The sequence below is a fragment of the Escherichia sp. MOD1-EC5990 genome (assembly GCF_002965285.1).
Taxonomy (GTDB): Bacteria; Pseudomonadota; Gammaproteobacteria; order Enterobacterales; family Enterobacteriaceae; genus Escherichia; species Escherichia coli_F.
Map to the genome: position 1 here is coordinate 47,136 of NZ_PTRV01000008.1, position 12,376 is coordinate 59,511.

Consider the following 12,376-nt stretch of genomic DNA (forward strand, 5'->3'; position numbering starts at 1 on the left):
AGGGCAATGTTAAAATTTATTCTACGTCGCTGTCTGGAAGCGATTCCGACGCTATTTATTCTTATTACTATTTCGTTCTTCATGATGCGCCTCGCGCCAGGAAGCCCTTTTACCGGCGAACGTACTTTACCGCCAGAAGTGATGGCCAATATCGAAGCGAAATATCATCTTAATGATCCGATCATGACACAGTATTTCAGCTACCTGAAACAACTGGCGCATGGCGATTTCGGTCCATCGTTTAAATATAAAGATTATTCGGTCAATGATCTGGTTGCATCCAGTTTTCCCGTTTCTGCCAAACTGGGAGCCGCAGCATTTTTCCTTGCGGTAATACTGGGTGTTAGTGCTGGCGTTATTGCCGCATTAAAACAAAACACCAAATGGGACTATACCGTGATGGGGCTGGCAATGACCGGGGTTGTTATCCCCAGTTTTGTGGTTGCGCCATTATTAGTCATGATATTTGCGATCATTTTGCATTGGCTGCCGGGCGGTGGCTGGAATGGTGGTGCGCTTAAATTCATGATACTGCCAATGGTGGCGTTGTCACTCGCCTATATCGCCAGTATTGCGCGTATTACCCGTGGCTCTATGATTGAAGTATTACACTCCAACTTTATTCGTACTGCCCGGGCGAAAGGGTTACCTATGCGGCGGATCATTTTACGCCACGCATTAAAACCTGCTCTGTTACCCGTGCTCTCCTATATGGGCCCTGCGTTTGTCGGCATTATTACCGGTTCTATGGTCATCGAAACCATTTATGGTTTACCGGGGATTGGGCAATTGTTCGTTAATGGCGCATTGAATCGTGACTATTCCTTAGTGTTAAGTCTGACCATTCTGGTTGGCGCGTTAACCATTTTGTTTAATGCCATTGTCGATGTGCTATATGCGGTTATCGACCCGAAAATCCGTTACTGATACTGGAGCTCGCGATGATGTTAAGTAAGAAAAACAGCGAGACGCTGGAAAATTTCAGTGAAAAGCTGGAGGTCGAAGGGCGCAGCTTGTGGCAGGACGCACGTCGACGTTTTATGCATAACCGTGCGGCGGTTGCCAGTCTGATAGTGCTGGTGCTAATCGCGTTATTTGTAATCCTGGCACCGATGCTTTCGCAGTTTGCCTATGACGATACTGACTGGGCGATGATGTCCAGCGCCCCAGATATGGAGTCCGGTCACTACTTTGGTACTGACTCATCCGGTCGCGACCTGCTTGTGCGTGTTACGATTGGCGGGCGTATCTCACTCATGGTCGGTGTTGCTGCGGCACTGGTGGCAGTGGTCGTGGGGACACTTTATGGTTCGCTTTCCGGTTATCTGGGCGGTAAAGTGGATTCGGTAATGATGCGTCTGCTGGAAATCCTCAACTCCTTCCCATTCATGTTCTTCGTCATTTTGCTGGTGACCTTTTTCGGTCAAAACATCCTGCTGATTTTCGTGGCGATTGGCATGGTTTCCTGGCTGGATATGGCTCGTATTGTGCGTGGGCAAACCCTGAGTCTGAAGCGTAAAGAGTTTATTGAGGCGGCACAAGTTGGCGGTGTATCGACGCCGGGCATTGTTATTCGCCACATTGTACCGAACGTACTCGGTGTGGTGGTGGTCTACGCATCGCTACTGGTGCCCAGCATGATCCTCTTTGAATCTTTCCTTAGCTTCCTGGGGTTGGGGACGCAAGAGCCGTTAAGCAGCTGGGGCGCATTGCTGAGTGATGGCGCGAACTCGATGGAAGTCTCTCCATGGTTACTGTTGTTCCCAGCGGGATTCCTCGTGGTGACGCTATTTTGTTTCAACTTTATCGGCGATGGCTTGCGTGATGCCCTCGACCCGAAAGATCGTTAAGGAGTGCAGCCATGAGCGTAATTGAAACTGCAACTGTGCCGCTCGCACAACAACAGGCTGAAGCACTGCTGAACGTGAAAGATTTGCGTGTCACCTTTAGTACCCCGGATGGCGACGTCACGGCGGTCAATGATTTGAATTTTTCTCTACGTGCCGGGGAAACGCTGGGCATTGTCGGTGAGTCTGGTTCGGGTAAATCGCAAACTGCATTTGCGTTGATGGGCCTGCTGGCTGCCAATGGGCGTATTGGCGGATCGGCAACCTTCAATGGGCGTGAAATCCTCAATTTGCCAGAGCGTGAACTCAATAAACTGCGTGCTGAACAAATCTCAATGATTTTTCAGGATCCGATGACTTCGTTGAATCCCTATATGCGCGTCGGTGAGCAGTTGATGGAAGTGCTGATGCTGCATAAAGGCATGGGCAAGGCCGAAGCGTTTGAAGAGTCGGTGCGGATGCTCGATGCGGTAAAAATGCCGGAAGCACGTAAACGCATGAAAATGTACCCGCATGAATTTTCTGGTGGCATGCGTCAGCGAGTCATGATTGCGATGGCATTGCTATGTCGACCTAAGCTACTGATTGCTGATGAACCCACTACTGCGCTGGACGTCACCGTACAGGCGCAGATCATGACGCTATTGAATGAACTGAAGCGGGAATTTAATACCGCCATCATTATGATCACCCACGATCTTGGCGTGGTGGCAGGGATCTGCGACAAAGTGCTGGTAATGTACGCCGGGCGCACGATGGAATATGGCAACGCGCGCGATGTCTTTTATCAACCCGTTCATCCTTATTCTATCGGTTTACTCAACGCGGTGCCGCGTCTCGATGCGGAAGGTGAAACAATGTTGACCATCCCGGGTAATCCGCCAAACCTGTTGCGATTACCGAAAGGTTGCCCGTTCCAGCCACGTTGTCCGCATGCGATGGAAATTTGTAGTAGCGCACCGCCGCTGGAAGAGTTTACGCCTGGCCGTCTGCGTGCTTGCTTTAAACCGGTGGAGGAACTGTTATGAATGCTGTCACCGAAGGAAGAAAAGTCCTCCTCGAAATCGCCGATCTGAAAGTGCACTTTGAAATCAAAGATGGCAAACAGTGGTTCTGGCAACCGCCGAAAACGCTCAAAGCCGTAGATGGTGTAACTCTTCGCCTGTATGAAGGGGAAACATTAGGTGTGGTAGGGGAGTCGGGATGCGGTAAGTCCACCTTTGCTCGCGCCATCATTGGCCTGGTTAAAGCGACCGACGGTCATGTTGCCTGGTTAGGTAAAGAGTTGCTAGGCATGAAGCCCGATGAATGGCGTGCCGTTCGCAGTGATATTCAGATGATTTTCCAGGATCCATTGGCATCGCTTAACCCGCGTATGACCATCGGCGAGATCATCGCTGAACCACTGCGTACTTATCATCCGAAAATGTCACGCCAGGAAGTTCGCGAGCGCGTGAAGGCGATGATGCTGAAAGTCGGGTTATTGCCTAACCTGATTAACCGCTATCCGCATGAGTTCTCTGGTGGGCAGTGCCAGCGTATCGGGATTGCTCGTGCTCTTATTCTTGAACCGAAGCTGATTATCTGTGATGAGCCGGTGTCGGCGCTGGACGTGTCAATTCAGGCGCAGGTGGTCAACCTGCTCCAGCAGCTGCAACGCGAGATGGGATTGTCATTAATTTTTATCGCTCACGACCTGGCCGTGGTAAAACACATTTCCGATCGTGTGCTGGTGATGTATCTCGGCCATGCGGTAGAACTGGGGACCTATGATGAGGTCTACCACAATCCGCTACATCCTTACACCAGGGCATTGATGTCGGCAGTCCCCATACCTGATCCGGATCTGGAGAAGAACAAAACCATCCAGTTACTGGAAGGGGAATTACCGTCGCCGATCAACCCGCCTTCCGGTTGTGTTTTCCGTACCCGTTGCCCGATTGCCGGTCCAGAGTGTGCCAAAACACGTCCTGTGCTGGAGGGGAGTTTCAGACACGCCGTTTCTTGCCTGAAAGTCGATCCGCTTTAAACACAATAAGGGCTGACAGTTGTCAGCCCTTTTTCATGGCAAAAGCGATTATTTATTCCCGCCAGATGATATGGCACAGTTTGTGATCTTTTTCGCGGCATAACAGAATGCGGGCGAAAACATCGTTGATTTCACCATCTTCACTGTCCGCCAGACCAATCACCACTTCGGCAAAAAAGTCCGGGTTCAAATCGAAATCAACATGTTCCTGCCAGTCTTCTGCCGGATCGAATAACTCCGCGCCGCCGCGCTCTTCAAACTGAAGATTGAACAGCAGAACATCAGCTGGATCGAGATTGTCGGCAGCCAGTTCGAGAAAAATATCGTAGGCCTGCTCAAGCGTTTCATCTTCAGTCAGGCGATTGTTTAGATCCATATCCATAGTCACTACCTGTTTAACCTCTGTTGGCGACGTTTTACAGCAACGGGCTGAAGAAGTAAAACAGTCGCTCGGCGACACGTTGCCATAATGGGCGTTTTAGCCATAAACGGGCATCGAGCAGACGAGAACGCGAAATATAATCGTCCTGAACGGCGGCGAGGTCAGCACCAAACCCTTTATCGTCGATTGCCAGGGTAATCTCGAAATTCAGCCACAGACTACGCATATCAAGGTTAACGGTACCAACCAGACTTAATTCGCCATCGACCAGCACGCTCTTGGTATGCAATAACCCGCCTTCAAACTGATAAATTTTAACACCAGCAGCCAGCAGTTCCGTAAAGAACGCGCGACTGGCCCAGCCAACCAGCATTGAATCATTTTTTCGCGGAAGGATAATACTGACATCCACCCCGCGCTGCGCCGCCGTGCAAATCGCATGAAGTAAATCATCGCTGGGCACAAAGTAGGGCGTTGTCATGATCAAATATTCACGTGCCGAATAAGCCGCAGTCAGTAATGCCTGGTGAATGAGATCTTCCGGAAAGCCGGGGCCAGAAGCAATTGTGTGAATGGTGTGACCGCTGGCCTGCTCAAACGGCATAATATTGACATCTGGTGGTGGCGGCAGAATACGTTTCCCGGTTTCAATCTCCCAGTCGCAGGAATATATAATCCCCATCGCGGTGGCGATGGGACCTTCCATACGCGCCATCAGATCAATCCATTGCCCTACACCCGCATCCTGTTTGAAGTAGCGAGGGTCGACCATATTCATGCTGCCGGTGTACGCGATGTAATTATCGATCATGATCATCTTGCGATGTTGGCGCAGATCCATACGGCGTAAAAACACACGCATCAGATTGACCTTTAAGGCTTCGACCACTTCAATACCGGCATTACGCATTAGCTCGGGCCACGGGCTGCGGAAAAAAGCCACACTGCCGGCGGAGTCAAGCATCAATCGGCAATGAATGCCGCGTCGCGCAGCGGCCATTAATGATTCAGCCACCTGGTCCGCCATGCCGCCGGGCTGCCAGATATAAAACACCATCTCGATATTATGGCGAGCGAGCTGGATGTCGCGGATTAACGCCTGCATCACATCATCTGACTCGGTCATCAGTTGCAGCTGATTCCCTTTGACCCCAGCGATCCCCTGACGACGCTCACAAAGCTTGAATAATGGCGCTGCGACACTGCTGTTTTCTTCGGCGAAGATATGCTTACAGGCTTTAAGGTCGTTAAGCCATTTTGCGGTGGAAGGCCACATCGCTCTGGCGCGCTCAGCGCGGCGTTTGCCTAAATGGAGCTCGCCAACGGCAAGATAGGCAATAATTCCGACTAAGGGCAGAATGTAAATGATCAACAGCCAGGCCATCGCGGAGGGAACTGCGCGTCGTTTCATTAGAATGCGTAAAGTTACGCCTGCAATGAGCAACCAGTATCCCAGAATGGCCAACCAACTCACCAACGTATAAACGGTTGTCATAGATTAGAAATCCTTTTGAAAGCGCATTGTTATGAGTTTACGCATATGGATTCATCTGGCAAATAAAAACGCGGGAAAAGCACTGGTCAGCGTCGGGGTCGGGGGTATAATGACCATTCTGTTATTGCATAGAGTAGTTAACATGAAGCGGAGTAGAACGGAAGTGGGGCGCTGGCGCATGCAGCGTCAGGCTAGCCGACGTAAATCGCGTTGGCTTGAGGGGCAGTCGCGCCGAAATATGCGTATCCACAGCATCAGGAAGTGCATTCTAAACAAACAGCGTAACTCGTTATTGTTTGCGATCTACAATATCTAAATGTACTGGGCACCATTGCGGTGCCCAATAAGTTTACTCTTCCGTCTTTAAACTCTATTTTTGCGCCGATTCTTTATTGTCAGCTTTCGTTTCTTGTTCATCGTTATCGCTGAAAATACCATGACCGGAGTTCAACAACATTGAAACGAGCATATCATTATTAATCTCTTCACCATTTAAGACCCGCGCCAGAATTTCGCTGCCAAACAGTTGCGGCGAGAGAATAATATCCGGATGTACCATCTTAATCTTATTAAGGTTTTTGCTATCACTGACGGCGAGAACTGTTTTGACATCATTGCTCATATCTTTTGCCGAGAGCACAACAAACGCGTTATCTGCGTCGTTATCACTCAGCGCCAGAATGGCCCGGCATCGATCGATTCCTGCTTTCTTTAATACTGAACTGTCATTACTGTCACCGGGGATAACATCAGCGTTATCACCTAAGCGTTGCTCAAGTTGCTTGATATCATCTTCAGGCAAGTTGCTGATAACCGTTACATTTTGTCCGCGTTGATTCAGTTGCAGAATCGTATTGATGGCGAGAATCGAATGCCCGCAAACAATAAAATGATCTTTACGATGCATTGTATGATTTTTTCCTTTTACAAGTTTGTTGAATCCCCCGCGGATAAGCGGACCAAAAATTGAGGTCATGGAGGTGGCAAAAACGGTAATGCCAGAAATAATGACCGAAATAGTGAACAATCGTGCTGATTCAGAAACTGGAACAATATCGCCATAGCCGACGGTTGACATGGTTTCTATCGAAAAATAGAACGCGGTCATCAAACTTTCTATTTGCGGATTAAAACCTTCGCTTAGATAAAGTGCGCCGTAGGTGGAGTAAAACAGTAACGTCGTGAAACTAATGAATGCGAAAATTGTCCCGGCTGCAGCGCTACTGTGGGAGAAGTCTTTGCGCAGTATCAGCAAAAACACCAGCGTAAAAATGCAAAATCCAATACTAAATTTCAGCCAGGGATAAAAATGCAGGGTGTAAATTAGCGCTATCAACAACAAAATGATACTGATTGCCCATGCGAGCTTTGCCCGGAACAGTAAGCCAATGGAGTTCAGGACAAGAAAGACGCCGAGCATAAAGAGTGGGGCATTTGCCAGCAAGGAGAGATCTAACTCTGAAAAGGCTTTGATATGGAAAATATCAAGCAAATTGACCGACATACCATAGATTGTTTTAAAAATAAGCAATCCATTTAAAAAGACGGCCAGCGCGAGAATGTCGTGCCGTAGGGTCACCCATAAATTTGTTGCTGTTTGTTTGAATGTAGTCCAGTGACTCACTGATACCTCTGTAACCACAATTTTGTTTAATTATCTCAACGTGCACATTTTCTGAACATACATGCAGCACGTGAATGTGTTAAACAATAGTAGATGACTTTATCTGAAGTAATCAAAGGTTTTGAGTGAGCAACTCTGCGTCAGGAAAGGGCATTTTTCCTGAATATGCTCACATCATATAAAGAAATACAGATAAAGTTATTATCTGCTTGTGGGGGTGAATGCACTGACAGACCTATAAGGAAAGGCCAAACTAGAACACGGTTGCTAAAACCGTGCCCTTAAATATTGAATCTCTATTCAGAACACTTTCTTAAATGGTTTCACTGAAACGTGTTCATAGACTCCTGCCGCCACGTACGGGTCAGCATCGGCCCAGGCCTGAGCTGCTTCCAGCGATTCAAATTCAGCAATAACGGTTGAGCCAGTAAATCCCGCAGCCCCTGGATCGTTACTGTCTACTGCTGGCATTGGACCGGCGGTCAACAATCGACCTTCATCATGCAGTAACTGTAAACGTGCTAAATGTGCCGGACGAACGGAAAGGCGTTTTTCGAGGCTATCAGCTTTGTCTTGAGCGTAAATAACATACAACACGGGCACAACTCCTTGTTCGGGAAAGTTGTAAAGTACGTTATTTGAAAGGGCGAAGATCTGCAACGGAAAGATGATGTCTTTGTTAAGACCATGCATAAAGTAAGGTCAATTACGCCAAAAATGACATTTTCACTGATCCTGATCGTCTTGCCTTATTGAATATGATTGCTATTTGCATTTAAAATCGAGGCCTGGTTTTTCTACTGAAATGATTATGACTTCAATGACCCTTGATTTACCTCGCCGCTTCCCCTGGCCGACGTTACTTTCGGTCTGCATTCATGGTGCTGTTGTGGCGGGTCTGCTCTATACCTCGGTACATCAGGTTATTGAACTACCTGCGCCTGCGCAGCCAATTTCTGTCACGATGGTTGCGCCTGCGGATCTCGAACCGCCACAAGCCGTTCAGCCGCCACCGGAGCCGGTGGTAGAGCCAGAACCGGAACCTGAGCCGATCCCTGAACCGCCAAAAGAAGCACCGGTGGTCATTGAAAAGCCTAAGCCGAAACCTAAGCCAAAACCGAAGCCGGTGAAAAAGGTACAGGAGCAGCCAAAACGCGATGTCAAACCCGTAGAGTCGCGTCCGGCATCACCGTTTGAAAATACGGCACCCGCGCGCCCGACATCAAGTACGGCGACGGCTGCAACCAGCAAGCCGGTTACAAGTGTGGCTTCAGGACCACGCGCATTAAGTCGCAATCAGCCGCAGTATCCGGCACGAGCACAGGCATTGCGCATTGAAGGGCAGGTTAAAGTTAAATTTGATGTCACGCCGGATGGTCGCGTGGATAACGTGCAAATCCTCTCAGCCAAGCCTGCGAACATGTTTGAGCGTGAGGTGAAAAATGCGATGCGCAGATGGCGTTATGAGCCGGGTAAGCCAGGCAGTGGGATTGTGGTGAATATCCTGTTTAAAATTAACGGCACCACCGAAATTCAGTAAGCAGAAAGTCAAAAGCCTCCGACCGGAGGCTTTTGACTATTACTCAACAGGTAAGGCGCGAGGTTTTCCTTCAGGATCAACCGCGACATACTTAAATAATGCTTCTGTCGCTTTATAGCGTTGCCCGATGGGTTCAGACGCGACTTTTTTCACCCACACTTCAATATTAATGCTGACCGATGTCGTCCCTTTCTGGACACAGCGTGCATAGCAGCACACCACATCGCCGACCGCAACCGGTCGTAAGAAAGTCATTCCTTCAACCCGCACGGTCACTACGCGACCGTGCGCAATTTCTTTCGCCAGAATAGCGCCGCCAATATCCATTTGTGACATTAACCAACCACCAAAGATGTCACCATTGGCATTGGTATCGGCGGGCATGGCTAAAGTACGTAAAACAAGATCGCCCTGAGGGACGTTATGTGTTGTAGACATGGTAAAACCGACTTAAAAGGAAAATCACAGGCGCGATGCTACTATGATTTTCCTGAGGAGAACAGAGGAGATACAGTGCCAGCCCCGAAGGACTGGCAGTCTGGTTAGGATTTATCTTCCTGCGGCATGTGGCGGTAGATATAGATACCGCTTAACAATGTGAAGATTAAGGTAAGAGCGGTCAGGCCAAACACTTTAAAGTTGACCCAAATATTTTGCGGCAGCCAGAATGCGATGTAGATGTTTGCCAGACCGCAAAGGATAAAGAAAACAGCCCAGGCCAGATTCAGCTTCGACCATACCGGTTGCGGCAGCGTGAGTTCTTTACCCAGCATCCGCTGAATTAGCGGCTTTTTCATCACCCATTGGCTGACTAACAGGGCACCTGCAAACAGGGCATAAATGACAGTGACCTTCCATTTAATAAACTCATCATTGTGGAAGAACAGCGTCAAGCCACCGAAGACGACCACCAGAACAAAAGTGACCAGGGCCATCTTCTCAACCTTACGAAAGCGAACCCAGCTATATATAAGCACAATCGCCGTAGCGACGATCAGCGCCGCAGTAGCCGCATAGATGTCATAAATCTTGTAAAACGCGAAAAAGACAACCAGCGGTAAAAAATCAAGAAACTGCTTCATTTTACGATTCCGTAATCAAATGCTTAAGGTTATTGGCGAATCAACATATACAGGCGGAACAGATAGATGAGCAGTACGGCTGAAATCATGTTGCTCAAAGTGTTCGCCAGTACGGCACCAATTTCCGGGGTTAATGCGGCAAAAGAAGAGGCAAAAAGCAGCAACAGTGTTTTTGCCAGCAACCAGCTCAGTACTGCGGGTGCCACCAGACGCATATTCGCCCATGTCAGCCGCATACTGCTACGCATCGAGGCAAAAATGCCCATTTTGTCCTGTACCAACATCACCGGTGCCAGAGCCAGTAAAATGGCCATGATAATTCCCGGAACGACCACCAGCATGATGCCAATCTGTACTAAAAGGGTAGTCAGAAAAATCAGAATAAATAACTTTGGCAATATCGGCGCACTGGCACCAATAGCTCGAAGCGCACTGACTCTCTGACCCGCAGACACCAGTTGGATAATTAATATTACGCCTCCGGCGAGAATGGCGTTACCGATTAATCCTGAAAAAGTGGACGCCGCTGAAGCCTGCAGCAAAATTTGTTGCTGTTCAGGTGACATATTCTGAACCAGGTCGAACAATCCACTACTGCCGCTAACGGGCACGCCGTCATTGAGCTGAGCAAGCTGTGCATCACTGGGTGAGAAAACATGCCCTAACACCACTGTGATAAACGCACATAGCAACGATACCAACAGAATGGTCATAAATTGATTACGGAAGAAATTTCCGGTGTCACGGTATACGGACTGCGCCGTGATAGACATGCACTCTCCTTGAGTTTTATGCAGGTGTTAATTAGCGGGCAATTGTACCCTGGTTAAGCCTCGGGTGGCAGCATCAGGTCTTGTATGGAAAAGCATATCTTTGTAAAGCGGAGGTAATTGCGGGGCTAAGCTATGGGCAAACCGCTGCAAGTGGCGAGCGAGTTAATATTTGCGTAGCGAAAATATTTAAAAATTGATTTAAATCACATTAACCAGGATTTCCAGTGCAACTTCTAAATTAATCCAGATCAATAAATGGTGAATTATCATATGTAATGTGATCTATGTAGGATCATTTGTTACTCCAATGTGGGTATATTCGTCACGTTTTTATAACCATAACGACGGAGCGGATATGAAAAAGTTAACAGTGGCGGCTTTGGCAGTAACAACTCTTCTTTCTGGCAGTGCCTTTGCGCATGAAGCAGGCGAGTTTTTTATGCGTGCAGGTTCTGCAACTGTACGTCCAACAGAAGGTGCTGGTGGTACATTAGGAAGTCTGGGTGGATTTAGCGTAACCAATAACACTCAACTGGGCCTGACGTTTACTTATATGGCGACCGACAATATTGGTGTGGAATTACTGGCAGCGACGCCGTTCCGCCATAAAATCGGTACCCGGGCGACCGGTGATATTGCAACCGTTCATCATCTGCCGCCAACACTGATGGCGCAGTGGTATTTTGGCGATGCCAGCAGCAAATTCCGTCCTTACGTTGGTGCAGGTATCAACTACACCACATTCTTTGATAATGGATTTAACGATCATGGCAAAGAAGCGGGGCTATCCGATCTCAGTCTGAAAGATTCCTGGGGAGCTGCCGGGCAGGTGGGGGTTGATTATCTGATTAACCGTGACTGGTTGGTGAACATGTCAGTCTGGTACATAGATATTGACACCACCGCAAATTATAAGCTGGGTGGTGCACAGCAACACGATAGCGTACGCCTCGATCCGTGGGTGTTTATGTTCTCAGCTGGATATCGTTTTTAATTCCGCACAAAAATGACCCCGTGATTACGGGGTCAAGAAGGACATGGCATAAAGGGTATTATTTCTTCGCTTCTACGCCATCAGTTTCGGAGCGAATTAAAAATTTCTCCGTTGTTTGCGGAATATGCTGAATCAGCCAGTCGGCCATTTGCTTTTCCTCATTTAAAATCGCTTCGATAATCGGAATTGAGGCTGTATCACCGGCATTTTTTGCTGCTGCTAAGAGTGAGGTATAACAGGCGATTTCAAATTGCTCGAAGACATATCCGCTAATAGAGCCTTTGACTATTTCATCAGAAGGGAATATACCACCGATTGACTGCCCAAGTGCAGCCATTTTACTCATAGAATCTTTAATGACTGAGCGTGAAATGTCATTACGATCAAGAATAGTTTCCAGTTGTACAATCTGGTTTTTGGTTTCACTAACATGTTGTTCAATACGAGCGCGTAGCTCAGGATAATTATCTATGCGGCTGGCCATGGATTCAAGCATAGATTCTGCTTGCTTTTCCATTGCGTGGGCGTCACGTAACCAGTCATGATAATGTTCAATACGATTCATGAAAATGTCCTCTTTATAAAATGACTAAAAGTTAAAGTTCATATT

15 protein-coding genes and 1 pseudogene are annotated in these 12,376 nt (G+C 48.1%); 7 read left to right on the forward strand and 9 right to left on the reverse strand.

Annotation, left to right across the window (positions count from 1 at the left end):
- The first annotated feature begins 6 nt into the window (after nt 1–6).
- The 4 genes from oppB to oppF are packed head-to-tail and all read left to right on the forward strand — an operon-like array spanning nt 7 to nt 3,876.
- Nucleotides 7–927 carry an oligopeptide ABC transporter permease OppB gene (gene oppB / locus BEB42_RS11420; protein ID WP_000911112.1) on the forward strand — a complete coding sequence of 307 codons (921 nt, stop codon included), beginning with the start codon at nt 7–9 and terminating at the stop codon, nt 925–927.
- 14 nt (nt 928–941) lie between these two features.
- Nucleotides 942–1,850 (forward strand): oligopeptide ABC transporter permease OppC, encoded by a 909-nt coding sequence (gene oppC, locus BEB42_RS11425; protein WP_105267374.1) that lies wholly within the window; start codon nt 942–944, stop codon nt 1,848–1,850.
- Between the two features lie 11 nt (nt 1,851–1,861).
- On the forward strand, nt 1,862–2,875 hold the full coding sequence (gene oppD / locus BEB42_RS11430) for a murein tripeptide/oligopeptide ABC transporter ATP-binding protein OppD (protein WP_000110966.1): 1,014 nt from the start codon (nt 1,862–1,864) through the stop codon (nt 2,873–2,875).
- Nucleotides 2,872–3,876 carry a murein tripeptide/oligopeptide ABC transporter ATP-binding protein OppF gene (gene oppF, locus BEB42_RS11435; RefSeq protein WP_000994905.1) on the forward strand — a complete coding sequence of 335 codons (1,005 nt, stop codon included), beginning with the start codon at nt 2,872–2,874 and terminating at the stop codon, nt 3,874–3,876. The genes oppD and oppF overlap by 4 nt, the downstream gene beginning before the upstream one ends.
- Before the next feature lie 52 nt (nt 3,877–3,928).
- On the opposite strand, the gene BEB42_RS11440 is transcribed toward oppF, so the two are convergent.
- Together BEB42_RS11440 and cls are read right to left on the reverse strand one after the other, a co-directional pair.
- The gene (locus BEB42_RS11440) at nt 3,929–4,258 is read right to left on the reverse strand and encodes an HI1450 family dsDNA-mimic protein (protein ID WP_000366959.1); all 330 of its coding nucleotides are present in this window, start codon (nt 4,256–4,258) and stop codon (nt 3,929–3,931) included.
- Between the two features lie 34 nt (nt 4,259–4,292).
- A complete protein-coding gene (cls, locus tag BEB42_RS11445) occupies nt 4,293–5,753 on the reverse strand; it encodes a cardiolipin synthase (RefSeq protein WP_000214516.1) in 1,461 nt (486 codons plus the stop codon).
- Nucleotides 5,754–5,895: 142 nt separating this feature from the next.
- On the opposite strand from cls, the gene BEB42_RS26235 reads away from it, so the two are divergent.
- On the forward strand, nt 5,896–6,069 hold the full coding sequence (locus BEB42_RS26235) for a YciY family protein (protein WP_001309467.1): 174 nt from the start codon (nt 5,896–5,898) through the stop codon (nt 6,067–6,069).
- Nucleotides 6,070–6,123: 54 nt separating this feature from the next.
- On the opposite strand, the gene kch is transcribed toward BEB42_RS26235, so the two are convergent.
- Complete coding sequence (kch, locus tag BEB42_RS11455; RefSeq protein WP_010360144.1) at nt 6,124–7,377, reverse strand: voltage-gated potassium channel protein; 1,254 nt, start codon at nt 7,375–7,377, stop codon at nt 6,124–6,126.
- Nucleotides 7,378–7,677: 300 nt separating this feature from the next.
- Nucleotides 7,678–7,974, reverse strand: coding sequence for a YciI family protein (locus tag BEB42_RS11460; protein WP_000967595.1), 297 nt, complete (start codon nt 7,972–7,974; stop codon nt 7,678–7,680).
- 223 nt (nt 7,975–8,197) lie between these two features.
- Here BEB42_RS11460 and tonB point away from each other — a divergent pair, with 223 nt between their 5' ends.
- The gene (gene tonB, locus BEB42_RS11465; RefSeq protein ID WP_000171276.1) at nt 8,198–8,917 is read left to right on the forward strand and encodes a TonB system transport protein TonB; all 720 of its coding nucleotides are present in this window, start codon (nt 8,198–8,200) and stop codon (nt 8,915–8,917) included.
- A gap of 39 nt (nt 8,918–8,956) precedes the next feature.
- Here the strand turns inward: tonB and yciA are convergent, their stop codons facing one another.
- The 4 genes and pseudogenes from yciA to BEB42_RS11485 form a co-directional block, all read right to left on the reverse strand.
- Nucleotides 8,957–9,355: an acyl-CoA thioester hydrolase YciA gene (yciA, locus tag BEB42_RS11470; RefSeq protein ID WP_000108160.1), complete on the reverse strand. Its 399-nt coding sequence runs from the start codon at nt 9,353–9,355 to the stop codon at nt 8,957–8,959.
- Nucleotides 9,356–9,459: 104 nt separating this feature from the next.
- A complete protein-coding gene (locus BEB42_RS11475; RefSeq protein WP_000808676.1) occupies nt 9,460–9,999 on the reverse strand; it encodes a septation protein A in 540 nt (179 codons plus the stop codon).
- Nucleotides 10,000–10,028: 29 nt separating this feature from the next.
- A complete protein-coding gene (locus BEB42_RS11480; protein WP_000028542.1) occupies nt 10,029–10,772 on the reverse strand; it encodes a YciC family protein in 744 nt (247 codons plus the stop codon).
- 27 nt (nt 10,773–10,799) lie between these two features.
- Nucleotides 10,800–10,889: pseudogene (locus tag BEB42_RS11485) on the reverse strand (YkgJ family cysteine cluster protein); the annotation flags it as partial.
- A gap of 238 nt (nt 10,890–11,127) precedes the next feature.
- Here BEB42_RS11485 and ompW point away from each other — a divergent pair.
- A complete protein-coding gene (gene ompW / locus BEB42_RS11490) occupies nt 11,128–11,766 on the forward strand; it encodes an outer membrane protein OmpW (RefSeq protein WP_105267375.1) in 639 nt (212 codons plus the stop codon).
- A gap of 58 nt (nt 11,767–11,824) precedes the next feature.
- Here ompW and BEB42_RS11495 read toward each other — a convergent pair whose 3' ends face one another.
- Nucleotides 11,825–12,331: a ferritin-like domain-containing protein gene (locus tag BEB42_RS11495; protein ID WP_001079516.1), complete on the reverse strand. Its 507-nt coding sequence runs from the start codon at nt 12,329–12,331 to the stop codon at nt 11,825–11,827.
- Nucleotides 12,332–12,376 lie beyond the last annotated feature (45 nt).

Coding starts and splice junctions, on each gene's coding strand:
- oppB (WP_000911112.1), top strand. CDS start 7: ATGTTAAAATTTATTCTACGTCGCTGTCTGGAAGCGATTCCGACGCTA.
- oppC (WP_105267374.1), top strand. CDS start 942: ATGATGTTAAGTAAGAAAAACAGCGAGACGCTGGAAAATTTCAGTGAA.
- oppD (WP_000110966.1), top strand. CDS start 1,862: ATGAGCGTAATTGAAACTGCAACTGTGCCGCTCGCACAACAACAGGCT.
- oppF (WP_000994905.1), top strand. CDS start 2,872: ATGAATGCTGTCACCGAAGGAAGAAAAGTCCTCCTCGAAATCGCCGAT.
- BEB42_RS11440 (WP_000366959.1), bottom strand. CDS start 4,258: ATGGATATGGATCTAAACAATCGCCTGACTGAAGATGAAACGCTTGAG.
- cls (WP_000214516.1), bottom strand. CDS start 5,753: ATGACAACCGTTTATACGTTGGTGAGTTGGTTGGCCATTCTGGGATAC.
- BEB42_RS26235 (WP_001309467.1), top strand. CDS start 5,896: ATGAAGCGGAGTAGAACGGAAGTGGGGCGCTGGCGCATGCAGCGTCAG.
- tonB (WP_000171276.1), top strand. CDS start 8,198: ATGACCCTTGATTTACCTCGCCGCTTCCCCTGGCCGACGTTACTTTCG.
- yciA (WP_000108160.1), bottom strand. CDS start 9,355: ATGTCTACAACACATAACGTCCCTCAGGGCGATCTTGTTTTACGTACT.
- BEB42_RS11475 (WP_000808676.1), bottom strand. CDS start 9,999: ATGAAGCAGTTTCTTGATTTTTTACCGCTGGTTGTCTTTTTCGCGTTT.
- BEB42_RS11480 (WP_000028542.1), bottom strand. CDS start 10,772: ATGTCTATCACGGCGCAGTCCGTATACCGTGACACCGGAAATTTCTTC.
- ompW (WP_105267375.1), top strand. CDS start 11,128: ATGAAAAAGTTAACAGTGGCGGCTTTGGCAGTAACAACTCTTCTTTCT.
- BEB42_RS11495 (WP_001079516.1), bottom strand. CDS start 12,331: ATGAATCGTATTGAACATTATCATGACTGGTTACGTGACGCCCACGCA.